General features: G+C 61.3%; 21 protein-coding genes. 14 read left to right on the plus strand and 7 right to left on the minus strand.

Annotated features, from left to right (window positions below):
* The first annotated feature begins 14 nt into the window (after positions 1-14).
* Positions 15-1,901 (plus strand): ATP-dependent zinc metalloprotease FtsH, encoded by a 1,887-nt coding sequence (ftsH, locus tag HX830_RS05330; RefSeq protein WP_177099201.1) that lies wholly within the window; start codon positions 15-17, stop codon positions 1,899-1,901.
* Positions 1,902-1,958: 57 nt separating this feature from the next.
* Entirely contained in the window at positions 1,959-2,996 is a 1,038-nt protein-coding gene (locus HX830_RS05335; RefSeq protein ID WP_177099202.1) for a zinc-dependent alcohol dehydrogenase family protein, read from the plus strand.
* Here the strand turns inward: HX830_RS05335 and HX830_RS05340 are convergent.
* The 4 genes from HX830_RS05340 to HX830_RS05355 are packed head-to-tail and all read right to left on the minus strand — an operon-like array spanning position 2,986 to position 7,221.
* A complete protein-coding gene (locus tag HX830_RS05340; RefSeq protein WP_177099203.1) occupies positions 2,986-4,128 on the minus strand; it encodes an ABC transporter permease in 1,143 nt (380 codons plus the stop codon). The two genes, HX830_RS05335 and HX830_RS05340, sit on opposite strands and share 11 nt — an antisense overlap.
* Positions 4,125-5,618, minus strand: coding sequence for an efflux transporter outer membrane subunit (locus HX830_RS05345; protein ID WP_177099204.1), 1,494 nt, complete (start codon positions 5,616-5,618; stop codon positions 4,125-4,127). The genes HX830_RS05340 and HX830_RS05345 overlap by 4 nt, the downstream gene beginning before the upstream one ends.
* On the minus strand, positions 5,618-6,505 hold the full coding sequence (locus tag HX830_RS05350; RefSeq protein WP_152740859.1) for an efflux RND transporter periplasmic adaptor subunit: 888 nt from the start codon (positions 6,503-6,505) through the stop codon (positions 5,618-5,620). Before HX830_RS05350 ends, HX830_RS05345 begins: the two co-directional genes overlap by 1 nt.
* Positions 6,502-7,221, minus strand: coding sequence for an ABC transporter ATP-binding protein (locus HX830_RS05355; protein WP_103494346.1), 720 nt, complete (start codon positions 7,219-7,221; stop codon positions 6,502-6,504). The genes HX830_RS05350 and HX830_RS05355 overlap by 4 nt, the downstream gene beginning before the upstream one ends.
* Before the next feature lie 305 nt (positions 7,222-7,526).
* On the opposite strand from HX830_RS05355, the gene HX830_RS05360 reads away from it, so the two are divergent.
* The 5 genes from HX830_RS05360 to HX830_RS05380 all read left to right on the plus strand — a co-directional run bounded on the left by HX830_RS05360 (position 7,527) and on the right by HX830_RS05380 (position 10,833).
* On the plus strand, positions 7,527-7,952 hold the full coding sequence (locus HX830_RS05360) for a potassium channel family protein (RefSeq protein WP_103494345.1): 426 nt from the start codon (positions 7,527-7,529) through the stop codon (positions 7,950-7,952).
* Positions 7,953-8,116: 164 nt separating this feature from the next.
* Complete coding sequence (locus HX830_RS05365) at positions 8,117-8,929, plus strand: ATP-binding cassette domain-containing protein (RefSeq protein WP_152740858.1); 813 nt, start codon at positions 8,117-8,119, stop codon at positions 8,927-8,929.
* Positions 8,929-9,705: an ABC transporter permease gene (locus HX830_RS05370; RefSeq protein WP_256350399.1), complete on the plus strand. Its 777-nt coding sequence runs from the start codon at positions 8,929-8,931 to the stop codon at positions 9,703-9,705. The genes HX830_RS05365 and HX830_RS05370 overlap by 1 nt, the downstream gene beginning before the upstream one ends.
* A gap of 215 nt (positions 9,706-9,920) precedes the next feature.
* The gene (locus tag HX830_RS05375) at positions 9,921-10,394 is read left to right on the plus strand and encodes a Spy/CpxP family protein refolding chaperone (protein WP_349292774.1); all 474 of its coding nucleotides are present in this window, start codon (positions 9,921-9,923) and stop codon (positions 10,392-10,394) included.
* 34 nt (positions 10,395-10,428) lie between these two features.
* Complete coding sequence (locus tag HX830_RS05380; RefSeq protein WP_177099207.1) at positions 10,429-10,833, plus strand: hypothetical protein; 405 nt, start codon at positions 10,429-10,431, stop codon at positions 10,831-10,833.
* A gap of 23 nt (positions 10,834-10,856) precedes the next feature.
* On the opposite strand, the gene HX830_RS05385 is transcribed toward HX830_RS05380, so the two are convergent.
* Entirely contained in the window at positions 10,857-11,417 is a 561-nt protein-coding gene (locus HX830_RS05385) for a nitroreductase family protein (RefSeq protein ID WP_103494342.1), read from the minus strand.
* A 212-nt stretch (positions 11,418-11,629) separates the two neighbouring features.
* Between HX830_RS05385 and HX830_RS05390 the strand changes: the two genes are divergently transcribed.
* The 3 genes from HX830_RS05390 to HX830_RS05400 are packed head-to-tail and all read left to right on the plus strand — an operon-like array spanning position 11,630 to position 16,046.
* The gene (locus tag HX830_RS05390; protein ID WP_177099208.1) at positions 11,630-12,442 is read left to right on the plus strand and encodes a polysaccharide deacetylase family protein; all 813 of its coding nucleotides are present in this window, start codon (positions 11,630-11,632) and stop codon (positions 12,440-12,442) included.
* Positions 12,439-13,707, plus strand: coding sequence for a putative glycoside hydrolase (locus HX830_RS05395; RefSeq protein ID WP_177099209.1), 1,269 nt, complete (start codon positions 12,439-12,441; stop codon positions 13,705-13,707). The genes HX830_RS05390 and HX830_RS05395 overlap by 4 nt, the downstream gene beginning before the upstream one ends.
* Entirely contained in the window at positions 13,659-16,046 is a 2,388-nt protein-coding gene (locus tag HX830_RS05400; RefSeq protein ID WP_177099210.1) for a serine hydrolase, read from the plus strand. The genes HX830_RS05395 and HX830_RS05400 overlap by 49 nt, the downstream gene beginning before the upstream one ends.
* A 40-nt stretch (positions 16,047-16,086) precedes the next feature.
* Here the strand turns inward: HX830_RS05400 and chrA are convergent, their stop codons facing one another.
* Both chrA and HX830_RS05410 read right to left on the minus strand, forming a co-directional pair.
* Complete coding sequence (gene chrA / locus HX830_RS05405) at positions 16,087-17,301, minus strand: chromate efflux transporter (protein WP_177099211.1); 1,215 nt, start codon at positions 17,299-17,301, stop codon at positions 16,087-16,089.
* Positions 17,302-17,561: 260 nt separating this feature from the next.
* A complete protein-coding gene (locus tag HX830_RS05410; RefSeq protein ID WP_177099212.1) occupies positions 17,562-18,467 on the minus strand; it encodes a LysR family transcriptional regulator in 906 nt (301 codons plus the stop codon).
* Between the two features lie 206 nt (positions 18,468-18,673).
* On the opposite strand from HX830_RS05410, the gene HX830_RS05415 reads away from it, so the two are divergent.
* From HX830_RS05415 to HX830_RS05430, 4 genes are all read left to right on the plus strand, one after another.
* On the plus strand, positions 18,674-19,306 hold the full coding sequence (locus HX830_RS05415; RefSeq protein ID WP_177099213.1) for an NAD-dependent epimerase/dehydratase family protein: 633 nt from the start codon (positions 18,674-18,676) through the stop codon (positions 19,304-19,306).
* Between the two features lie 87 nt (positions 19,307-19,393).
* Positions 19,394-20,326 (plus strand): LysR substrate-binding domain-containing protein, encoded by a 933-nt coding sequence (locus HX830_RS05420; RefSeq protein ID WP_177099214.1) that lies wholly within the window; start codon positions 19,394-19,396, stop codon positions 20,324-20,326.
* 7 nt (positions 20,327-20,333) lie between these two features.
* Positions 20,334-21,578 carry a cation:dicarboxylate symporter family transporter gene (locus HX830_RS05425; protein WP_177099215.1) on the plus strand — a complete coding sequence of 415 codons (1,245 nt, stop codon included), beginning with the start codon at positions 20,334-20,336 and terminating at the stop codon, positions 21,576-21,578.
* Positions 21,579-21,800: 222 nt separating this feature from the next.
* The coding region (locus HX830_RS05430) for a methyl-accepting chemotaxis protein (protein ID WP_177099216.1) at positions 21,801-22,914 on the plus strand (1,114 nt) is incomplete at its 3' end.

A 22,914-nucleotide genomic window follows, 5' to 3' on the forward strand; every position in this document is an offset into this window, starting at 1 on the left:
CCTGGGCCAAGGTCATGAAAAAGACTCATCAGTGGAACCTGTCGTATTTCTTCATCGCCTTGTTGGCGTTTGCCGCACTGCAGATGTTCCTCGGTCAACAACACCCCGTGGAAAGCCTGCCCTACAGCCAGTTCCTCCAACTGCTGGACGCTCACAAAGTCAGTGACTTGCAAGTGGAAAAGGATCAGATCAGCGGCAAGCTGCAAGAACCCATCAATGGCCATGATCGATTCAGCACGGTACGCGTCGACCCCGCCCTGGCGACCGAACTGGCACAGTCCAATGCCTCCTTCTCCGGGGTCACTGAAAACACCTTGCTCACCGGCTTGATCGGCTGGCTGCTGCCCTTTGTCATGATCATGGTGGTCTGGCACTTCCTGTTCCGCGGCATGGCCGAGAAGCAGGGCCTCGGCGGAATGATGAATGTCGGCAAGTCGCGGGCCAAGGTCTTTGTCCAGCGCGATACCGGCGTGACCTTTGCCGATGTCGCCGGTATCGACGAGGCCAAGGCCGAGCTGGTGGAAATCGTCTCCTTCCTCAAGGACAAGGAACAGTACTCGCGCCTGGGCGCCCATATTCCCAAAGGCACGCTGCTGGTCGGTCCTCCGGGGACCGGCAAGACCCTGGCGGCCAAGGCCATTGCCGGTGAAGCCGGCGTACCGTTTTTTTCCATCTCGGGGTCCGAATTCGTCGAGATGTTCGTTGGCGTCGGCGCCGCCCGGGTCCGTGACCTGTTCGAGCAGGCACGGCAGGCCGCCCCCTGCATTATTTTCATCGACGAGCTGGATGCCTTGGGCAAGGCCCGCGGTGTGGGAACCCTGGGGGGCAACGATGAAAAAGAACAGACCCTCAATCAGCTCTTGGCGGAGCTGGATGGCTTTGACCCCCGCGAAGGGGTAGTCCTGCTGGCGGCGACCAACCGCCCGGAAATTCTTGATCCCGCCCTGCTGCGCGCCGGTCGCTTTGATCGGCAGATCCTGATCGACCGTCCCGACCGCAAGGGACGCCTGGCCATTCTCAAGGTCCACCTGCAGAAAATCACCCTGGACCCCGGCACCGATGCCGAGCGAATTGCCGATATCACCACTGGTTTCACCGGGGCCGACTTGGCCAACCTGGTCAACGAAGCCGCAATCGTTGCCACCCGCCGGGCAGGCTCGAGCGTCAACCTGCAAGATTTCACCAACGCGGTAGAACGCATCGTCGTGGGCCTTGAACATAAAAGCAGCCTGCTGCATCCCGAAGAACGCCTGATCGTGGCCTATCACGAGATGGGACATGCCCTGGCTGCCGCGACCCTGCCCGGGATGGACCCGGTGCACAAAGTGTCCATTATTCCCCGTGCCGCCGGTTCGTTGGGCTACACCTTGCAGCGCCCGACCGAAGACCACTTCCTGATCAGTTGCCAGATGCTCAAGGACCGGATTGTGGTGCTGATGGCCGGACGCGCGGCCGAATACATCGTCTATGGCCAGATCTCCACTGGCGCGGCCGACGATCTGACACGCGCCACCGATATCGCCCGGCAGTTGATCACCCGCTTCGGCATGAGCGCCGAGCTCGGCCAGTCGGTACTGGAACGGCGGTCTTCCACCTATCTGGGCGAATATCTAGCGGGCGCGGGCGAAAAAGACTACTCGGAACAGACTGCCCGGGAGATCGACCTGGGTATTCGTGTCTTGCTCGATGAAGCCTATACACGTGCGCAGGCGCTGCTCAAGCAGCGGCGCGCCGATCTGGATAGCGGTGCCAACCTGCTGATGGAGAAGGAGACGCTCACGCCCGAGGAGTTCCCCGCCCTGATGCCGTCGGCCTGCGAAGCCCGTCATGTTATCGCCCTCACCGGCCCATTGGGTCAGGCCGTGGACGGGACCACGCCCCTCTTCGAGCGGCACCGCTGAACAACATGGGCAGCTGATCTGGGATCGCTGCAACATCACTGTTTCAGGAGAATCGTCATGCATGCCATGGTCCTGCACGCCCCCGGCCAGCCCCTGCAATCGGAGGAGCGGCAGATTCCGCATCCAGCGCAAGGGCAACTGCTGATCAAGGTGCTGGCCTGTGGCGTGTGCCGCACGGATCTGCATCTGCTGGACGGAGAACTGCCCCAGGCGGTGCTACCCAGGGTGCCCGGGCATGAAATCGTCGGTGAAGTGATCGCTGTCGGCAGCGATGTCGCCTCCAGCTGGATCGGCCAGCGGGTCGGCGTGCCCTGGTTGGGCTGGACATGCGGGGAATGCGAATTCTGCCGCTCGGGCCGGGAAAATCTCTGCGAGCAAGCGCAATTCACCGGCTGTCACCTGGACGGCGGCTATGCGCAATACACAGTGGCCGATGCCCGATTCTGCTTTGCCCTGCCCGAAGGCATGAGCGCGACTGAAGCCGCGCCCCTGCTCTGCGCCGGCTTGATCGGCTTTCGCGCCTTGCGCATGGCCGGCACGGCGCAGCACCTGGGTCTCTACGGCTTCGGCGCGGCGGCCCATCTGGCGATCCAGGTGGCGCTGGGCCGGGGACAGCAAGTCTATGCCTTCACCCGGCCCGGAGACACCGAAGGCCAGGCTTACGCTCGTGCACTCGGCGCGACCTGGGCGGGCCCTTCGGACCAGCCATCACCCCATCTGCTGGATGCGAGCCTGATCTTTGCCCCGGTCGGTCCGTTGGTCCCACAGGCGCTGGCCTCCACGGTCCGCGGGGGCTGTGTGATCTGCGCCGGTATTCATATGAGCGATGTGCCAGGTTTTCCCTACCGGCTACTGTGGGGCGAACGCTGCATACGCTCGGTAGCCAATCTCACGCGCGACGACGGCACGGCATTTTTCGACGAAATCCGCCGCACATCGGTACATTGCGACGTCACGGTTTTTCCCCTGGCCGAGGCCAACCAGGCCTTGGCGCAACTCAGGGCGGGAGCGGTCAAGGGGGCAATCGTGCTGACCCCCTGGCCAGCAACCGAGCAGGATCACGATGCGCTCCAGCGAGTTGTCATCACCCTCTGAAAATATCGAAAGGCTCGACTCTCAGGACCTTGCGGATACCCACATAGCTGGAGACCCCGGCGATCAGGAGCACCATGACGAAGGCCAGCCCGAGGTTCCAGAACGTGATGATGGCCGCGTAGTTGGGCAGGTTGGAGCGCGCCACGGAGATCATCAGCGTGACCAGGCCGATGCCCAGTCCATAACCGGTCATCGCCGTGAACGTGGCCATGAACAGGATCATGTAGATCAGTTCACGGCTCTTGGCGCCAATGGCCTTGAGGGCGGCAAACTTGTCCAGGTTTTCCAGGATAAAGGTGTAGAAGGTCTGGCCGGAAATCGACAGACCGACCAGAAAGCTGATGACTGTCATCATCAGGATATTGGTGCCTACCCCGGTCTGATAGATGTAGTAATTGGCGATGCGCTGGTTGAACTCGTCCTTGGTCAGGGCGATGTACCCCAACTTCGAGACCTGTTGCTTGATCTGGCCCACGGCCGCTTCATCGCGGGGATCCAGGAGGATATAGGAGATGGTGAACCGGGTGGTCGGCAGGTATTCGATGGCGCGCCGGTAGGTGGTGTAGAGCGTCGGCACCCCGGTCAGGCCGCTGGTGAGGACCTTGGCAATGCCGACAATGGTGCCGCGATGATCATTGAGCTCGAAGGCGGTGCCTATCCTTGGGTTCTCCAGCTTCGAAAACTCGGCATCGTGGACCATGATGAACGCGTTTTCGGCGTAGATATCCTCGATGGCCCCCTGCTCCAGTAACGGCCGGCCGAACAGGCTGGTGTCGTCCAGGCCGATCACACTGACCGACTGGTAAGTGCCGCTGGCCAGCCGGACCTGGGCGCCGCCGATGAAAATCGGCACGGCATAGCGGACCTGGTCCATGCTGCGCACTGCATCAAGCAGGTAATCCGGCAGCGGGATGACGCTGGTCGGGGTGTTCACGGCCGGGTCCAGGATCCACATCGCCGCACCGATATTGGTCACCGTCGAGTAGGCCCGGTTGAGGATCCCGGCAAACATCGCCGTCATCTGCATCATCAGGAATACCGAAAAGGTAATACCCACCAGCAACGCGGAAAACTTGGAGCGGTCATTGACCAGGAGTTTGAAACCTATGCGCAGAATGCCGAAGTGCTTCATGGGCCGGGCCTGCTGCCGGTGGCGTCGACTCGGTTCCACCAGCCGCCCCCCAGGGCAACGAACAGACCGACGGTGTCCTGATGACGTTGGGCAAGCGCCTGCAAATAGGCAATGTTGACCTGATGCAGTTGCACATCGGCGGCCAGCAGATCCAGATAGGTCACCAGGCCCGAGCGATAGTTGGCTTGCAACAACCGCAAGGCCTCTGCGGAGGCGGCCTGGGCTTCGGCCTGCTTTTGCAAGGCCTGGGCATCGAACTCCAGCGCTTTGAGGGTATCGGCGACCTGGGCAAAAGATTCCAGCACCACTTCCCGATAACCCGCCGCGGCCTGCTGATAGGCATCGATCGCGGCCTTGCGGCCAAACCACAGGCTGCCACCCTGGAACAGCGGGATATCGATCGACGGCCCGACACTCCAGAAACGCCCGGCACCGGCGAACAATGATCCGGGGCTCGATCCGGCAGTGCCATAGGTGCCAGTCAGGCTGAAGCTGGGAAACATCGCCGCCGTAGCCACGCCGATAGCGGCGCTGGCCTGGTGCAGCTGTGCTTCGGCGGAGAGGATGTCCGGGCGCTGGCGGACCAATACCGAAGGCAGGCTGACGGGGAGATCCTTGGGTAACGACAGCCCGCTCAACTGGATGTCCGGGAGTTTGACTTCGGACGGTACAACGCCTTCCAGGGTGGCCAGCAAATGCTCGGCCTGGCTGACTTTCTGCCGCAGGGCCGGCAACAGCGCCTCGTTGCTGGCGATCAGGCTTTGCAAGCTGAGGATCGCCGAATACGGCGTCGTACCGCTGCGTACCTGCACCTGGGTGGTTTGCAGCTGCTGCTTTTGCAGTTCGATCAGTTGTTCGGTGGCCTGGATCTGCGCGGCATAAGCTGCGCGAGCAATGGCGGCATTGACGACATTGGCGGTCAAGGTGAGGTAAGCCGCCTGGGTCAGCCAGGTCTGATGATCGACCTGGGCCTGCAGGCCTTCCACGGTTCGACGTTCGCCGCCGAAAATATCCAGGGTGTAGCTGATCGTGCCACTCAAGGTCACGACATTGAAGATCGAGCCCTTGGTACCCAGTCCTTGCTGGATGGGTGCGCTGCGCTCACGATCGGCGCCCGCGTGAACGTCCAGGTGCGGGTAGAAAACCCCATAGCCGGCCATGAGCGTATCCTGGCTTTGCCGCAAGCTGGCCTCGGCTGCCCGCAGGGTCATGTTGTTGGCAATCGCCTGATGGACCACCGCATCCAGCGAAGCGGACTGGAACAGCCGCCACCAGTCAGGCGCGACCTCGGCCCCCGGCAAAAAGCGCTGCGCCTGCCCTTGGGCGGCCACGGTGGCGCTGATCGGATCGCGAATATAACCCTCCTGTGCCGGGGCCGCCGGACGTGAGAAATCCGGACCGAGGGTGCACGCGCTGGTCAGCGTCAACAAGCTGAGGACCAGCCAGCGGCCACAGGGCCTCATCGGGCGAAACACGCGCGACTGGTCCATTATTTCTGCCCTATGAAAACATCCACCAACTGCCCCGGGTACACCATCGGGAGGTCTTTTTTCTCAAAGCGGAAAATCACCGGCAAGACCCTCAGGTCGACTTTCTCCTGGCGCTGATCGGACAACTCGATTTTCGGCGAAACATAGGGCTGCACCCGCACGAACTCCAGCGGTACCTTGATCTCCGTGCCATGGATCTGCATCTGCGCGCGGATATGTTCAGGCGCCGGCAAGCGGGCAATCAGGATCTCGTCGATGTAACAGCGCACGGCCAGATGATCCTGCTCGGAACTCATGACCAGCAACGGCGTGAACCCCTCGGTGTAGGTGTTATAGGCGCCCTGGGACGACACATAGCTGCCGACGGTGCTGTTGATGGCCAACACCACCCCATTCGCGGGCGCCTTGATCGCATACTGCGCCAGCGTCGCCGCCGCGGCCTTCAACGCCGCCTGGGCCTGGGCCGCCGTGTCCCTGGCGGTATCGAGGGTATCCTTGCTGATCGACTTGGGGTCCATGCCGTAGGAGGCCAGACGCTTGTTGTACTGGTCCCGGGCAGTGCTCAGATTGGCCTGTGCCAACTCGAAATTGGCCCTGGGCACGGCATCGTCAAGGGTCACCAACGGCATCCCCAGGGTCACCTTCTGCCCCTCGTGCACCAACAGTTGCGTCACTGGCCCGGCCACCTGCGGGTAAATCACGATGTCGGAGCCGCCGGACTGTTCACTCTCGATAATGCCGTTGGCATAAATCGCGGTCTCATAGGGACTGCTCGCCGGGGCGAAGACCGGCGGCGGCGTCTGTGGAGTGCGCCCAAAGAGATAGGCGGCCACCAGGCCGGCCAAGACACCGAGTACGGCCACACCGAACAGCAGGCGGTTTTTCATGAGGCGACCCGTTCCAGTTCGGTGATGCGCCCGTCTTCCATGTGAATGATGCGATCGGCGTACTCGTTGATCCGCGCATCGTGGGTGACGATCAGGATGCACCGCTGCTGGTTGAGGATATGGGTCTTGACGAAGGCGATGATCATTTTCCCGGTATCGCCATCGAGGGACGCGGTCGGCTCGTCGAAGATCAGAATCTGTGGTTCGCCGACAATCGCCCGGGCAATGGCCACCCGTTGTTGTTCGCCGCCGGACAGCTTGACCGGCAGAATATCCCCGCGATCCTTGAGGCCGACCACTTCCAGGCTGCGCCGGGCCCGGACAATGGCATCGTCCCAGTCGTGATGCTGGAGAATCAGCGGAATCGCCACATTCTCGGCGGCGGTCAAGCGCGCGAAGAGGTGATAGTCCTGAAACACGAAGCCAATGTTATTGAGGCGCAGCTCGGCCAATTGGTCAGTGCCCAGGCTCCAGATATCCTGGCCATTGATGGTCACCGTGCCGGCATCGGGGCGCAGGATGCCGGAGATCATGCTGAGAAACGTGGTCTTGCCACTCCCGGAAGGACCGACGATAAACACCATCTCGCCAAACCCGGCGACCAGTGATACCTGGTTGACCGCCTGCATGCGCGCATTGCCTTCGCCAAACCATTTGCTCAGGCCGTTTGAAACGATCGCCGGATGCGTTGTAGAAACGACTGGAGCGGTACTCATGATCTCTCCTGCCCGGCAGGCCATGGTATGGAAATGGCTACGCGGTGTTTGCCAGCCTTGGGTACATCGGTTGTGACGGCGCGCTTTCCCGGGTCTCCGTTGGAAACTCCAGGGGGTGTGGCAAGTATCTGGCGCCCTTGCCAATGCCCCCTGATCTTTATCAACAAATGGCCATCTATCGGTCTACAAAAAGCACTGTTGATTTAGCTCAATAATTTTTCGTCGCCCCAGGGTAGAAAGCACTGATCGGTACCAGGCCCGAAGATGGTAGACGATCTTTTTTCTTCCATTGCTGGAGGCCGGCCATGCTGGCAGTCACCCTGATCAATACACTGGCCGTCATCGTCGTCGTGGTGATCCACTACGAGTGCCTGTTACGGCTGAACGACTGGCTGCCCCGACTCAAGCTCTCGAATCGTTTCAGGATTGTCATCGGGGTATTCGGCGCGCTGGTCGCCCACGCGGCGGAAGTCTGGTGCTTCGCCCTGGTCTATTACCTGATGGTCAGTTCCGGCAAATGGGGAAGCCTGGAGGGCAACTTCGATGGCTCGTTCATGGACTGCGTGTACTTTTCCTTCACCACCTACACCACGATCGGTTTCGGCGACATCTCCCCCGTCGGCCACCTCAAGTACCTGACCGGGCTGCAGGGCCTGACCGGCCTGGTGCTGATTTCCTGGACCGCCTCGTTTCTGTTTCTCGAAATGCAGAAATACTGGAAGAACAAATAGCCCTCGAGGCCGCCGTCAGGCTCCGGACTTGATTTTCATCAAGTCCGAAACCCGAAGTTCAAGCTCAATGACATGGCAGGTCGAGCATCAGGTTGTCGGTTGTCACCGGCTCTCCAGGCTGATGCCGCCATTGATCCATGACCTCTTCGCAGAGTCCTCGCACCATGACCGACACCCTTGAGTCCCCAGCCATTTCCACCAAGGCCTTGCGCAAATGCTTCGACCACTTCGTGGCGCTCGAAGGTTTGGACCTGCAAGTGCCCCATGGCTGTATCTTCGGCCTGCTGGGTCCCAATGGCGCCGGCAAGAGCACCGTTATCAAGATGCTGACCACCCTGCTCGACCCCACCTCCGGCTCGGCAACGGTGGCCGGTTTTGATATTGCCCGTCGACCGATCGAGGTCCGCCGCCATATCGGCTATGTGCCACAGATGCTTTCGGCTGACGGAGCATTGACCGCCATTGAAAACTTGAACCTGTCGGCCCGTTTGCAAGGCCTGCGCGGCGCCAAAAGGCAGGCGCGGGTGAAAGAGGCGCTGGCGTTCGCCGGGCTTGAAGAGACCGCATCGAAATTGGTCCGGACCTACTCCGGCGGCATGATTCGCCGCCTTGAAATCGCCCAGGCCACGCTGCACTACCCACAAGTCCTGTTCCTCGATGAACCGACCATCGGCCTCGACCCCATCGCCCGCCGGACCGTATGGGAACGCTTGCTGCAATTGCGCCAGAGCAAAGGCACCACCATCCTGATCACCACCCACGACATGGAGGAAGCCGACGTGCTTTGCGACGAGCTGGCGATTCTTCACCAGGGGCGCCTGGCCGTCGTCGGCAAACCCGCTGAACTCAAGGCGCAGGTGGGCAAGCAGGCCAGCCTGGACGATGTGTTCGTTTACTTCAGTGGCGTCAGTATTGAGCAGGGCGGCAACTATCGCGGTACTCGCGAGAGCCGCGATGTCGCTCAGAGGTTGGGATGATGAGCCTGTTCGATTACCTCAATGAGACATTCGCGGTCTGCAATGCCGAGGTGCGCAAGCTGATTCGCGACCCCACCGAGTTGCTGTCGCGAGCCGTCCAGCCGGTGCTGTGGCTGGCGATATTCGGGCAGGTTTTCAGCCAGGTACGCGGCATCCCCACGGGCAACCTGCGCTACCTGGATTACATGGCGCCGGGCATCCTGGCGCAAAGCATTCTGTTCAGCGCCATTTTCTACGGCATCGCCATTATCTGGGAGCGTGACCTGGGTATCGTCCACAAGCTTCTGGTGACCCCGGCGCATCGTAGCGCCCTGATCATGGGCAAGGCCTTTGCCGCCGGCCTGCGCGGGCTGGTACAGGCGATCGTGGTCTATCTGGTGGCCATCGCCTTGAAAGTCGAAATCCGCTGGGAGCTGCTGCCGATCCTCACCGTTGCCGCGGGGGTGTTCGTCGGCTCGTGTATTTTCTCGACCTTTTCCCTGGTGATTGCCTGCATCGTCAAGACCCGGGAGCGCTTCATGGGGATCGGCCAGGTCCTGACCATGCCGCTGTTCTTTGCCTCGAACGCCATTTACCCGCTGGAGCTGATGCCCGGTTGGCTGAAAGTTGTCGCGGTCTGCAACCCACTGACCTACCTGGTGGATACCTTGCGCGGCGGCATGATTGTCGGCGGCAACAGTGTGTATGCCTTGAGTACGAGCTTTGCGGTAATGCTGTCGGTTTTCGCCCTGCTTTTACTGCTGGCGGCCAGGCTTTATCCCGGATTGGCGCGCTGAGAAAACATTCATCAAGGCACTCGGGGTCTTCTGACATAGATCAGATTCCCCCCCGTGCGCCACTCCTATGCTCGACCTGACAATCACGGTACCGGCAGGGGCTGAAGATGAAAAAGTCAGGTTTGATCGCTCAATGCTTGTTGGTGGCAGCCAGCGCTTTTCTGTTGCCCTCCACCCAGGTCATGGCGAATCCACAAATGCCAGCGTCAGGGGGGATGTTCAAACTCCATTCGGAGTTCGACTGGATCAAACATACCCAACTGACCCTTGACGATCTCAAAGGCAAACTGAATCTGAAAGCGGAGCAATTGCCGGCCTGGGAGACCTGGTCGTCAGGGGTCCTGGCCGATGCCAAGGAGCAACTGAAAAAGGACAACGGCGAAGGTGAAAAGGACGCCGCCGCCCCGAAGGCACTGGTTGACCAGACCACGCCGGAAAGAATGGCCAGGGGCATAGAGCGCCTGCGCGCCCAGACCCAGTGGATGCAGGCCCACCTGGTACGCCTGGATGCGGCGCAGGTGCGTACCCAGGCCTTCTACGACACCTTGGCCGCCGAACAGAAGACCATTTTCGATCTGTTCTGGACAGTGATGCACCACCGGGCCTCCGCCGCCGATGGTTGGCAGATGCCCATGCAATCGCTCACCCCGGCGCTGGAAGAAGACCGCGACGAAACCGTCGAACAATAGGCGCCACTGAACGTTCCATTATTGGACAGAGATCATGAATATCGATTCGGTAAAACGTTGCGTTCTCGTGGGCATGCTTGTGATCGCTACCAGTCTCGCGGTACCGGCCAGCGCCGCACCGCGTGGAGGCGGTTATCGAGGTGGCGCGGGTTGGTGGGGGCTGGCGCTTGGCCTGGGCCTGGGTTGGGAGGCGGGACGTCTCAGCGGCCCGTATTACGCTCCGGCTTATCCGGTCTACTACTACCCGGCCCCTGAGTACTACTACCCGGATATCCCGCCCTCGGTGGTGATCGCAGCACCGCCGGTGGTCACCGCGCCCGCGACGCCCTCTGCGGCAAACTGGTATTACTGTCCGTCAGCCAAGGGCTACTACCCCTATGTGCGCGAGTGTCCTGAAGGCTGGCGGATGGTGCCGGCGACACCCCCCGCGCCCAAGTAAGACCAGCAGTCTGATCGTCCGGCTCAGCCAATCCAGCGGATCTGCGCCTCGTTGCGCTGGACCGGGGCCGGCACGGACTTGGGATGCCCCAGGATGATCGGCGCAACCGGCAACCATTCGGCGGGAAGACCCAGCAGGCTCTTCCCCTCCGGCGTATCGAGAAAACGCTGGGCAAACCCGATCCAGCAACTGCCGAGCCCCTCGGCATAGGCGGCGAGCATCAGGTTCTCGGCAGCCAATGCGCAATCTTCGACCATCCACTGGCCTTGGGTGCTCCCCGAAATCAGGATGAGCACCGGTGCCTGATAGAAGATCTGGAAATCCGCATCATTAAGCACCGAATGGAAGTGCTCGGACAGGGTTCCCGCGGGCATGGTCGCGAGCATATGGGCCTTGGCCTCGCGAGAGATCCGATCCAGCAACGCCTGATCACGTATCACCGTGAACGTCCACGGTTGCTGGTTGACCGCGCTGGGCGCCTGGATGGCGGCATTGATCAAGCGCTGAATAAGCGGTTCGTCAACGGCTTGCGTGGTGTATTCGCGTATCGAGCGACGGCCCGAAATCGCCTCATCGATATTCATGAACGTAGACCTCCGATAGTGTCCTTTCACACAGTCGCGCGGCAACGATGAGCTAACCTTGATATAGATCAAGTCAGCACTCCGGACAGTGCCATGTCACACGGCTTTGACTTTCATCATATGGACGCGGCCGGACTCGACACACACTGAATCCGCCTCGCATTCGCGAGACGGATGACGCGAGTGAGCGTGACTTGCGCAGGAGCGCTCAGATGTGCGGTAAATTCATGGTGTGTGTCGTGCTGGCGGGTCTCTGCGCACTGGCCTGGGGCACGGACGGCGTCACACCGCCCGCGGAACCCCGTGTCGCGATCCTGGTTTACCACCGTTTCTCGGAAACGGCGGACGACTCGATGACCGTGCGCATGAGCACCTTCGAAGCCCAGTTACAGGTTCTGCACGAGCGTGGCTACCAGATCGTGCCGCTGCGTGAGGTGGTCGACTGGCTGCGCGATCCCCATGCGACGCTGCCGCCGAAGCCGGTGGTGATCACGGTGGACGACGGGCATCGTTCGGTCTTCGAAAAACTGCTGCCCATCGTGTTGCGCGATCGCTTTGCGGTCACGCTGTTCATCTATCCATCGGCGATCTCGAACGCTTCCTATGCGCTGACCTGGGAGCAATTGCGGACCCTGAAGCAGAGCGGGCTGTTCGACATCCAGTCGCACACCTACTGGCATCCCAATTTCAAGGTCGAGCGCAAACAGCGTACACCCGCCGACTTCCAGCAGTTCGTCCGCACGCAACTGGACAATTCACGTCGCCGTCTCGAGGCTCAAACGGGCGCGTCTATCGACATGCTCGCCTGGCCTTACGGCATCTACGACGACGAATTGCTCGCACTGGCCGCCGAAGAGCACTACGTGGCCGCCTTCACCCTCGACGCCCGCAAGACCGACCGCCACGCACGGCTGCTGGCACTGCCGCGCTTCCTGATGATCGACGCCTATGGCGCCAGGGCGTTCGCCCGCCTGCTCGGCGAACCGGATACCCCGACGACACCCGCAGCGGGGAACACACCATGACCCTCCGTTCCTCAAGGCGATACGCGATTGCGCTACTGCTCACCGTCGCCACCCTGCTGACAGGCCAGGAAGCCCTGGCCGTGAGCGGCATCGTGCTCGACTCAAGCACGCAGGAGCCACTGGTCGGCGCAATCATCACCACCTCGGCCGGCGTCACCCGCACCGATGAGCACGGGCGCTTCGAGACCGCCCAGGCGGCCACGAGCGTCGGGGCTCGCGCGCCCGGGTATCTGCGTGCGCAAGCCCAGGTGTCCGACGAAACGCCCATCACCCTCCTATTGACCCCATTTCGTCCGAAAGCGGTCTATCTGTCGGTATTCGGCGTGACCAGCGCGAGCCTGCGCAACCAGGCCGTCAGCCTGTCCCAGAGCACGGTCATCAATGCCTTGGTAATCGACGTCAAGGGCGATCGCGGCCTGACGCCCTATCACAGCGCGGCCCGCGAGAAGAGTGGCGCCACCGCCCATCTGGCCGAGCGCGCACCGCAGGTACAGGACTTTCCGGCACTGCTGGCCAGGCTGCATGCGCAACACTTGTACCTGATCGCGCGCATCGTGGTGTTCAAGGACGACCCGCTCGCCAGCGCGCATCCGGAATGGAGCGTGCACACCACGCAAGGCGCGCCATGGCGTGATAACGAAAAGCTGCAATGGATGGACCCGTTTTCCCACGACGTCTGGCAGCACAATCTCGATATCGCCGAGGAGGCAGCACAAATGGGCTTCGATGAAGTCCAGTTCGACTATGTGCGCTTTCCCGACAAGGGCGGATTACACTTTGCCCAGCCGAATACCCGGGGCAACCGGACAGCGGCGATCGTCGGTTTCCTGCAAGCCGCCCGCGCGCGACTGGCGCCCTACAACGTATTCGTCTCCGCCGACATCTTCGGCTATGTTTGCTGGAATCTCGACGACACCGCCATCGGCCAGCAACTCGAAACCCTCGGCGCACCGCTGGACTATATTTCGCCGATGCTCTACCCATCCGGTTTCACCTGGGGACTGCCGGGCCTGAGCAACCCGGTCAGCGATCCCGGCCAGATCGTCAGGCGCTCCCTGGCGGAGGCCGTGAAGCGCACCCACCTGCCAGGCGTGCGTTTTCGCCCGTGGCTGCAAGCCTTTCGCGATTATGCCTTCGATCATCGCGTATTTGACGCCGCCGCGATCAGTGTCCAGATAAAGGCCGCCGACGCCGCCGACAGCGATGGATGGATGTTATGGAACCCGCACAATCACTACGCCGCCGCCGATTTGCCGCAACGTTGATCGGGGCACTGAAAGTCTCGGTGCTCCTCGCCGGCCTGGCAACAATACAGATCGCCGGGGCCGCCGACCTCGATGCGGCCGCTCGCCTGCAAGCCGCACGGATCGTCGAGGGGCAGATCGCCGCCGGGCGCATCCCGGGGGCCGTCGTGCTGATCGGGGACGCCAGCCATGTGTTCTACCGCCAGGCCTTTGGACAGCGCGCCACCCTACCGGCCCCTGAGCCGATGACGCTGGACACCGAGTTCGACCTCGCCTCCCTGACCAAGGTCATCGCCACCACCACGGCGATCATGCAACTGGCCGAAACCGGCCGCCTCGACCTGGATGCCCCCGTTGCACACTATTGGCCGGCCTTTGCGGCCCACGGCAAGGACAGGGTGAGCGTGCGTAACCTGTTGGCGCACACCTCCGGGCTACGCGCGGGCCTGCCCGCACGCCCCGCTCAGCCGGGCCGCGAAGGCGTATTGAAGGCCATCGCCGCAGAGTCTCCGCGCAGCGCACCCGGTGAACGGGTCATCTACAGCGACCTGAATTTCGTGGTCCTCGGCGAACTGATCGAGCGGGTCAGCCACCGTTCGCTCGATGCCTATTGCCAGGCTTATATCTTTGCTCCACTCGGCATGCGCGACACGCTCTTTCTCCCGGACGTCCGGCGAGCGGCACGCAGTGCCCCGACAACCCCGGACAAGGCCGGCATGCGCCAGGGCCGCGTGCACGATCCGACCGCCCAATGGATGGGCGGTGTCTCCGGCAATGCCGGGCTGTTTTCCACCGCGGACGACCTCGCCCGCTTCGCGCAGATGCTACTGAACGACGGACGCGTGGGCAGCACGCCGATCCTGCGACCGCAGAGCATTAGCGCACTCGCCACGGCCGCCTCGCCCCTCGCGAGCCCGCCGTGGCGCGGACTCGGCTGGGAACTGGCCGCCCCCTTGGTGCCCAATCGTGATCGTCTACCGCCCATTGGCATGCTCGGCCACACCGGATATACCGGCACGGGCCTGTGGATCGATACCCAGACACACCAGTTCATCGTCATCCTGAGCAACCGCGTGCATCCGAATGATCGCGGTGACGCGCGCCCGCTGCGTGCCCAGTTGCTCGCGCTGCTGGCCAGCCGGGCGACACCGACCAGCACCGCGCAAATCGCTCGATTGCAGCCGTCGGCATGGCCGGCGTTGCAGGCCGCCACCCAGTTGCCCACCTCGATCGGCCCGGTGCAGACCGGTATCGACGTACTGGAGGCGCAGCAGTTTGCAGCACTCGCCGGCCTGCGCGTGGGCCTGATCACCAATCGCAGCGGCTTCGACGCCAACGGTCGGCGCACCGTCGACGTGCTCGCCCATGCGCCAGGCGTCAGGCTGACAGCACTGTTCTCGCCGGAGCACGGGCTGAACACCGATCTCGACGAGCGGGTCGGCGACACCCTCGACAGCGCCACGGGCCTCACCGTCCATAGCCTCTACGGTGCGACACAGCGCTTCCCGGCCGGCTCGCTCCAGGGGCTGGATGCGCTGGTCTTCGATATCCAGGATGCCGGCGTGCGTTTCTTCACCTACGAGACCACATTGGGCTACGCACTCGAAGCCGCGGTGGCACAAGGCATACCGCTGTTTGTCCTGGACCGCCCCGATCCGCTCGGCGGGCAGCGCTTCGGCGGGCCGCTGCTGGACAGCCGCCACACCTCATTCACCGGTTATTTCCCGCTTCCGCTGCTCCCCGGCATGACCGTCGGCGAACTGGCAAGTCTGTTCAACCACAACAAGCACATCGGCGCGGACCTGCGCGTCGTACCGATGCAAGGCTACCGCCGCTCCATGACCTTCGCCGACACAGGCCTGGGCTGGGTGCCGCTCTCACCGAACCTGCGCACGCTGCCGCAACTGGACCTGTACCCGGAAGTCGGCTTGCTCGAAGGTGCGAATTTGAGTGTCGGACGCGGCACAGCGCATCCGTTCGAATGGATAGGCGCCCCCTGGATCGACGCCGGCCGACTGGCAGACAGGCTGAATGCACTGGATACAGGCATGCATTTCGAAAAGATCGATTTCGTCCCCACCGAGTCGACCTGGCGCGGTCAACTCTGTCATGGCGTCAGCATCGTGCGCGACACCACCGCCACTCCGCGTCCCGTCGCCAGCCTCGGCTTGACGCTGCTCGCCACCCTGCACGCGCTCTACCCCGACACCTTCGATCTGGCGGCGACCAGGGCGTCGGTCGGTTCACAAGCGGTGTGGCAAGCGATCCACGACGGCGCGGCAGCGGACGCGGCGCAAGCGCTCGATGCCTCGTCCCTTGAGCGCTTCGCGCGACTGCGCCAGGAGAGTTTGCGCTATTGAGCGAGCCAGCCATCTGGGTGACGGCAGCGTCACCGCCATCCTATACAACGCTTAGCAGCCATCCGAGCAAGCCACAGCCGAGGACGACCAACCACGGCGGGACCTTCCAGAACATCAGGGCGACCAGGGCCAGCAGCGCCAGGCCGAAGTCCTGAGGCTTGAATATTGCGCTGCTCCAGACCGGGTTGTACAAGGCCGCCAGGAGCAACCCGACCACCCCCGCGTTAACCCCGGCAAGCGCCGACCGGGTGCGCACGCTGTGCCGCAGGCGCTCCCAGAATGGCAACACCCCGATCACCAGCAGGAACGAAGGCACGAAAATAGCGATGAGGCACAGCGTCGCGCCAGCCCAACCCGAAGGCTGGACGCTCATGGAGGCCCCGAGAAAAGCCGAAAAGGTCAGGAGCGGGCCCGGAACCGCCTGCGCCAGGCCATAGCCGGCGAGAAACGTATCATTGGCGACCCAACCATTGGGTACCGTGGCCGCCTGCAGCAACGGCAGCACCACGTGCCCGCCGCCAAAGACCAAGGAACCGGCACGGTAGAAGGCGTTCACCATGGCCAGCGTGGGCGAAGGCCAAACCTGGAGCGCCAGGGGCAGACCCACCAGCAGGCTGAAAAACAGCAGCAGCGCCACCCCTCCGGCTTTCCGGCTAACCGGGATCGGCAACGACTCCGCCATTCGACCTTGAGCGGGTTTGAACAGCAGCAAACCGATGACGGCGCTGACGACAATCACTCCGACCTGTCCCCAGGCGTTGGGCCACAGCAGCGCGGCGCAGGCCGCGAACGCGGTGATGGTCACCCGCGGCACATCGGTGCAAAGATTGCGCGCCATGCCCCAGACGGCTTGGGCTACCACGGCCACCGCGACGATCTTGAGACCGTGCAGCAGGCCACTGGGCAACGAGCTTCCCCAAATGGACATGCCCTGGGCGAACAGGGCCAGGAGGATCGCCGATGGCAAGGTGAAGCCTGCCCACGCAGCCAGCGCCCCCCGAAACCCGGCACGCGAGAGTCCGATCCCGATGCCTACCTGGCTACTGGCGGGTCCGGGAAGGAACTGACACAACGCGACCAGATCGACATAGCTGCGCTCGCTGAGCCATTGGCGTCGCGCCACGAACTCCTCGCGAAAATAGCCCAGATGTGCAATCGGGCCGCCGAAAGAGCTCAGACCCAAGCGCAAGAACACCAGAAACACCGACCATCCGGAGTCAGACCCGCCCCCCTTGACACTACTGGCTACTGACAATGTGCTTGCTCTCCAAAGTCGCGGCCGGCGTCTGATCGCCGAAGCCCATTCAGGCTCAAGTCTACTATCCAGGCCAGTTTTTCAAACACCTCTATGCACCGGGCAAAGGATCCCCGGCTGCGCCAGGGCTGCCATCACTTGCAACTGGCTATAGGGCTTGAAAATACCGCGTTCAGTTGCGTGCGGACCGCCACCCGCGGCCCTGACCGTTATGCCAGGTAGCAAACAGCCTTGTCCCGGCGAAAAATCGAGGCCCGCCTTCAATCACGCATGGCGTAGGGGGCATACTCAAAACACTTGCCCAGCCACTGGGTGAAAACACGTACACGGGACGATAGCTGTCGGGTCCGTGGATAGAGCACCGTCACGGGCATCGGCGGCGGCGCAAAACCGGGCAATATGACTTTCAACCGACCTTCGGCCAGTTCCCTCTCGATCCGGTAACGTGGCACTTGCACCAATCCCAGCCCGCAGAGCGCGGCGCCGGTGTAGAGATCGGCTCCCGTCACCGAGACAAGCGCGCGCAGGTTGATCTCGACAACTTCATTGTTAACCTTGAAGTCCAGCCCGAGGGGCCTGCCGGTGGCACTGGAAACGTAGCTCACCGCGACATGGGAGCGCAGCTCGTCAAGGTCGAGCGGTTCGCCATAACGCTGCAAATAGTCCGGACTGGCCACCGTGACCTGCTCCATGCATGCCACGCGACGGGCAATCATCGAAGAGTCCTGCAGTGAGCCCGCGCGCAACACACAGTCGACCCCCTCGCGCACCAGGTCGATAAATCGATCATCCTCGCCCATGTGCAGCGTGATATCGGGGTATTGCGTCAGAAAATCTCTCAGTGCCGGCATCACGAAGTGCTTCGCCAGGGTGCCTTGCAGATTTACTCGCAGCAGGCCCTTTGGGCGGGCATCGCTAAAAGAGGTTTCCGCCTCCTCCAGATCCGTCAGCAAACGCACGCAACGATGATAGTAAGCCTCACCGTCGTGGGTCAGGCGCACCTGCCGCGTCGTGCGCTCCAGCAGGCGCACGCCAATGCGCGACTCCAGCCGTTTGATGAGGTTGGTCACTGTGGCGCGGGGGATCCGCAGATCTTCCGCCGCCGCGGTGAAACTCTGGCGATCGGCGATTCGCACAAAAACCTGCATCTCTTGGAATCGATCCATCGGAAAACACAACGCCTGATAATTATAGTAAATGGAATTATATAGTCTGTTTCCACATAATTATCTCCTCTTGAAAACAGTTCATCATGGCACCCGATTGCAAGCCTTGCGCTATTTGCAACGATGGGGGCTCGCGGCGTGCCGCACCAAGCCCCTCCTCCCCACAACACCGGGGCTTGCGGCCCGCAGAATAAAGAGACAAAACGATGACGCTATTGATTCTCGGGGCGACAGGCCAGGTTGGCCGCAACGTGCTTCAACAAGCCCTGGAAAACGAGCGTATCGAACGGGTGATCGCCCCTACGCGCAGGGCTCTCGCGCCACACCCCAAGCTCCATAACCCGGTGTCGGAGGATTTGCGCCAGATACTGGCGGACGCCGCCAAGGTGCCGATTGACGCCATGATCTGCGCAATGGGCACAACCATCGCCAAGGCCGGTTCGAAGGAAGCGTTTCGACAAGTCGATTACCTGTTGCCGATCGAGTTCGCAGAATGGGCGTTGGCGCAGGGGGCGAAGGCTTGCGCGCTGATCTCTTCGCCTGGAGCTTCCCTGTCCATCCCCCTTTACTATTGCCGGACCAAAGGTGAGCTGGAACGGGATATCGGTAACATCGGGTTTCCCTCGTTGACGATTATTCGTCCGGGAATGATCGGCGGTAGTCGTGAAGAGTTTCGTCCTGCCGAACGCTTGATACTCCCCCTGGCCGCCCTGCTTCGGCCGATATTGCCACGAGGCCTGTGGATCAATCCGCCAGCCAATATTGCCAGGGTATTGATCGATGCGGTGCTGTCCAAGGTGCCTGGCGGTCACCTGCTCACTTCCAGGGACCTGGTGTGACTGCGTACTGACCGACATCGTTGGGTCCGCTGTTATCGGCGCGCTTCAGACGACGCTTCTTGATCAATCCAGACTTTTCGGGCCTCTATGGAACTTCGACATTTGCGCTACTTTCTGATGGTCGCCGAGGAGCAACATTTCACTCGCGCGGCGCTTCGACTGAACATGCAACAGCCTCCGCTCAGCCAGCAGATTCAAGCCCTGGAAAAAGAGCTGGGGTTCGATCTGTTTCGACGTCACTCCAAGGGTGTCGACCTGACACCCGGAGGCCTGATTTTCCTTCAGGAAGCACGGGACATCCTCAATCGGGTCTCGGACGCCACACGGCGTTCGGCCAAGGCCGCCCAAGGTTACGAGGGGACGCTATCAGTCGGCCTTACCAGTTCGGCCGCCGCGCACCACTTGATCCCCCACATAGTCCGCGCCTATCGCGAGGCCTATCCGGGTGTCAGCCTGTTGCTCAATGAGGGCAGTGCCCGGGAACTGACCGACGATGTGGTTCAGCGCAAGCTCGACATCGGAATCCTTCGTGTCCCCGTGAGCCCGCCCCACGCAATGAGCTTCTATCAATTGATCGAGGAAGACATGCTGCTGGTTCTTCCGATCGGGCACAGGTTATTGAAGTGCACGCGTAAAAAAAAAGCCGAGGGCAGCGACGAGCCGATGCCGGTTATCGCGCTCAAGCTCCTGGCTGACGAGCCGTTCATCCTCGTTCGACGCAGTGGCGCCACGGGAATGTATTCGAAACTGATCGAAGCCTGCGAAAACGCAGGCTTCACCCCCAAGATTGCCTTCGAAGTCGAACGCATGTTGACCAATATCAGCCTGGTGGCCGCCGGGGCCGGGATTTCCGTGGTACCCGCATCAATGAACGGATTTCATCGCAAGTCAGTGGTCTATTGCCATATCAGCGCCCGGCCCCGACTGGTGGCACCGATTACCCTGATTTGCCGGTATGAAGAGCAAGGACCGATCCTGTGCAACTTCATCAACCTGGCACAACGTATCGCCAGGAGTTGAATGGCCCATGCCTGAGCGTTTGCTTGGCAACAGTGTCCTGCACATGTTGGTCGCTATCCTTTGCGGCCTGGCACTGGGGTATGGGCAACCGGACATGGCGGCCACGCTCAAGCCCGTCAGCGAAGGCTTCATCAAGCTCATCAGTATGAACATCACCCTGATGGTATTCGTGCTCGTCGTGTCTGGAATCGCCAGCCTGCACGATCACCGCCAGTCGGTACGCATCGGCAGCAAGACCATGGTCTATTTCGAGGTCATGGCACTGCTCTCCCTGCTATCCGGGATGCTTGCCGCACTCTTGCTGCAGCCCGGTGTCGGGCTGACGCTGGATGATCGTGAAATCCCCCAGCATCCTCCCTTCCTCGACAACCTCCACGACTCGCTCCATTTCAGCCGCTTTGTGCTCGACACCATTCCCAGCTCTTTCGTCGAGGCCTTCATGCAGCCCAACGCTCTGCAGGTGCTGTTTCTCGCTGTTCTGTTCGGCATGGCCCTGGCCCGCGGCGGCCAGAAGAGCGCGCCGCTGCGCCAAGGTATCGAGATCCTGGCGCAACTGATGCTCCATATCATGGCCATGCTACTGAAACTGGCGCCGCTGGCCGCCTTCGCCACCCTCGCCTACACCATCGGCCGATATGGGCTGTCGTCGATACTGCCCCTGGCAAAACTGATGCTGACCCTGTACCTGGCCAGCCTGCTGTTCATTGTGACCGTATTCAGCTGTGTAACCCGGGTTGCCGGGGTGCGCTTGTCGAGCCTGCTGCGCTACATCAAGGAAGAGCTGTTGCTAGTTTTGTTCACCACGTCTTCGCTCGCCGCACTGCCGTCCCTGATCGTCAAGATGGAGCGATTGGGCTGCGCGCAAAACATCGTGCGACTGGTCCTGCCCGCCGGAAACTCGCTCAACCTCAACGGCACCAATATCTACCTTATGGCCAGTGCGCTGTTTGTCACCCAGATTGCCGAGGTGGATCTGAACCCCGGCGAGCTCATTACCTTGCTAATGATCGCCATGTTGACCTCCAAAGGCGCCAGCGCCATGACCGGTTCGTCGTTCATTACCCTGGCCGTGACCCTGACCGCCCTGCAGATCGTGCCACTCGACAGCGCCGCATTGCTGCTGAGCATCGAGCGGCTGATGAAGTGCCGCTCACTGACCAACCTGATCGGCAACGCCGTAGCTTGCCTGGCCATCGCCCATTGGGAAAACGCCATCGACCGGGAGCGCTTGCAGCAGGAACTGCGCAGCTGAAACGCCCGACAGCGCCGTTCACTCAGCAGGCTGAGCGGTAGTGCAAACTCTATATCTTTAAAATATCGAAATCGATTTTTTATGTATTTTAAATTCATCAATATTGTAGTTATTCTACATATACTCAGGGATATATATCAGCTGCCATGCCTCAATGGGCAATCCAGCCAGACTACTTATTCGAACGCATCGACAAACACAAGCATTTACCTGGAATGTTCTATGTCTCTCAGAACACTGAATCTCGCCACCCGCTCGACACTATGCTTTGGAATTTTTTGCCTATTGATTACGGCCATGGGTTTGTTCTCCTTGAAACAGGCCAATGCGCTGAATGATGCGGAAGACCTGGTTGAGAACGACGTCCTTCCCACAATTGAAGCACTCGGATCCCTCGACAGAAATTTCATTAGCATTCGCCCTTACAACGCCAATCTGCGTAATACGCTGGAAACCGAAGACACTAAATCCAAGAGCCTGGAGGCCTTAGGAAGGCTGCGCTCCAGCGCCCAGGAAAAAATGAAATACTTATCAGAACTGCTTATCATGCCCGAGGGAAAAGTGGCGTTTGCTGAACTGGCCATCAACATTCAGGCGTTCAATGCCATCGAAGACAAGTACCTGACCCTCATCAAGACAAACGACTTCGCCGGGGCCAATACATTTACCGCGACCGATGTACTGCCCGGCCTCGCCAAAGTCGCCTCCGGAATCAACACACTGATTGAGTTGGCTCAACTCAAAGCCAAGGCCGCGGGTGAAGCGGCGGATGCCGTCTACCTGGATACCCAGGTCATGATCAGTCTATTGATCAGCACTTCATTGATTGCGACGGTACTGTTGGCCTGGTCGTATACCCGAAGCGTCACGGTGCCCCTGAGCCAGTCTCTCGCGATCGCTCGGCGTATTGCCGGCAACGATCTCAGCCAACCCATTGTGATCAAAGGTTCGGATGAACTGGCTCAACTGCTGGCGGCGCTGGCCACCATGCAGGCCAACCTCCGCGAGACCATCACCCGGATTGGCGGGTCGTCGACCCAGTTGGCCGCGACCGCCGAGCAGCTGCAGGCGGTGACGGAGGAGGCCGCCAGGGGGATGGTTCGCCAGGACAATGAAATCGCCATGGCCGCCACGGCGGTCACCGAGATGAGCGCCGCGGTCGACGAAGTGGTCAGCAACGCGGCGCAGGCCTCGGCTGCGGCGACCACCTCAAGCGTGACGGCTTCGAGCGGTCGTCGTCGCGTCGATGAAACCCTTGGCGCCATTGGCGTGATGGTGTCGAGCGTGCAATCCACTTCCAGTGATGTGAAAAAACTGTCGGTGATGGCCGTGGATA

Source organism: Pseudomonas gingeri (genome assembly GCF_013385425.1).
Lineage (GTDB): Bacteria > Pseudomonadota > Gammaproteobacteria > Pseudomonadales > Pseudomonadaceae > Aquipseudomonas > Aquipseudomonas gingeri_D.

What these genes read in the sequence shown, in the direction of transcription:
- HX830_RS05415 (WP_177099213.1), top strand. Translation starts at nt 18,674, where the DNA reads ATGACGCTATTGATTCTCGGGGCGACAGGCCAGGTTGGCCGCAACGTG.
- HX830_RS05345 (WP_177099204.1), bottom strand. Translation starts at nt 5,618, where the DNA reads ATGGACCAGTCGCGCGTGTTTCGCCCGATGAGGCCCTGTGGCCGCTGG.
- HX830_RS05380 (WP_177099207.1), top strand. Translation starts at nt 10,429, where the DNA reads ATGAATATCGATTCGGTAAAACGTTGCGTTCTCGTGGGCATGCTTGTG.
- HX830_RS05365 (WP_152740858.1), top strand. Translation starts at nt 8,117, where the DNA reads ATGACCGACACCCTTGAGTCCCCAGCCATTTCCACCAAGGCCTTGCGC.
- HX830_RS05355 (WP_103494346.1), bottom strand. Translation starts at nt 7,221, where the DNA reads ATGAGTACCGCTCCAGTCGTTTCTACAACGCATCCGGCGATCGTTTCA.
- HX830_RS05370 (WP_256350399.1), top strand. Translation starts at nt 8,929, where the DNA reads ATGAGCCTGTTCGATTACCTCAATGAGACATTCGCGGTCTGCAATGCC.
- HX830_RS05350 (WP_152740859.1), bottom strand. Translation starts at nt 6,505, where the DNA reads ATGAAAAACCGCCTGCTGTTCGGTGTGGCCGTACTCGGTGTCTTGGCC.
- HX830_RS05390 (WP_177099208.1), top strand. Translation starts at nt 11,630, where the DNA reads ATGTGCGGTAAATTCATGGTGTGTGTCGTGCTGGCGGGTCTCTGCGCA.
- HX830_RS05375 (WP_349292774.1), top strand. Translation starts at nt 9,921, where the DNA reads ATGTTCAAACTCCATTCGGAGTTCGACTGGATCAAACATACCCAACTG.
- HX830_RS05410 (WP_177099212.1), bottom strand. Translation starts at nt 18,467, where the DNA reads ATGGATCGATTCCAAGAGATGCAGGTTTTTGTGCGAATCGCCGATCGC.
- HX830_RS05360 (WP_103494345.1), top strand. Translation starts at nt 7,527, where the DNA reads ATGCTGGCAGTCACCCTGATCAATACACTGGCCGTCATCGTCGTCGTG.
- HX830_RS05385 (WP_103494342.1), bottom strand. Translation starts at nt 11,417, where the DNA reads ATGAATATCGATGAGGCGATTTCGGGCCGTCGCTCGATACGCGAATAC.
- HX830_RS05395 (WP_177099209.1), top strand. Translation starts at nt 12,439, where the DNA reads ATGACCCTCCGTTCCTCAAGGCGATACGCGATTGCGCTACTGCTCACC.
- HX830_RS05425 (WP_177099215.1), top strand. Translation starts at nt 20,334, where the DNA reads ATGCCTGAGCGTTTGCTTGGCAACAGTGTCCTGCACATGTTGGTCGCT.
- HX830_RS05420 (WP_177099214.1), top strand. Translation starts at nt 19,394, where the DNA reads ATGGAACTTCGACATTTGCGCTACTTTCTGATGGTCGCCGAGGAGCAA.
- HX830_RS05340 (WP_177099203.1), bottom strand. Translation starts at nt 4,128, where the DNA reads ATGAAGCACTTCGGCATTCTGCGCATAGGTTTCAAACTCCTGGTCAAT.
- ftsH (WP_177099201.1), top strand. Translation starts at nt 15, where the DNA reads ATGAAAAAGACTCATCAGTGGAACCTGTCGTATTTCTTCATCGCCTTG.
- HX830_RS05335 (WP_177099202.1), top strand. Translation starts at nt 1,959, where the DNA reads ATGCATGCCATGGTCCTGCACGCCCCCGGCCAGCCCCTGCAATCGGAG.
- HX830_RS05400 (WP_177099210.1), top strand. Translation starts at nt 13,659, where the DNA reads ATGGAACCCGCACAATCACTACGCCGCCGCCGATTTGCCGCAACGTTG.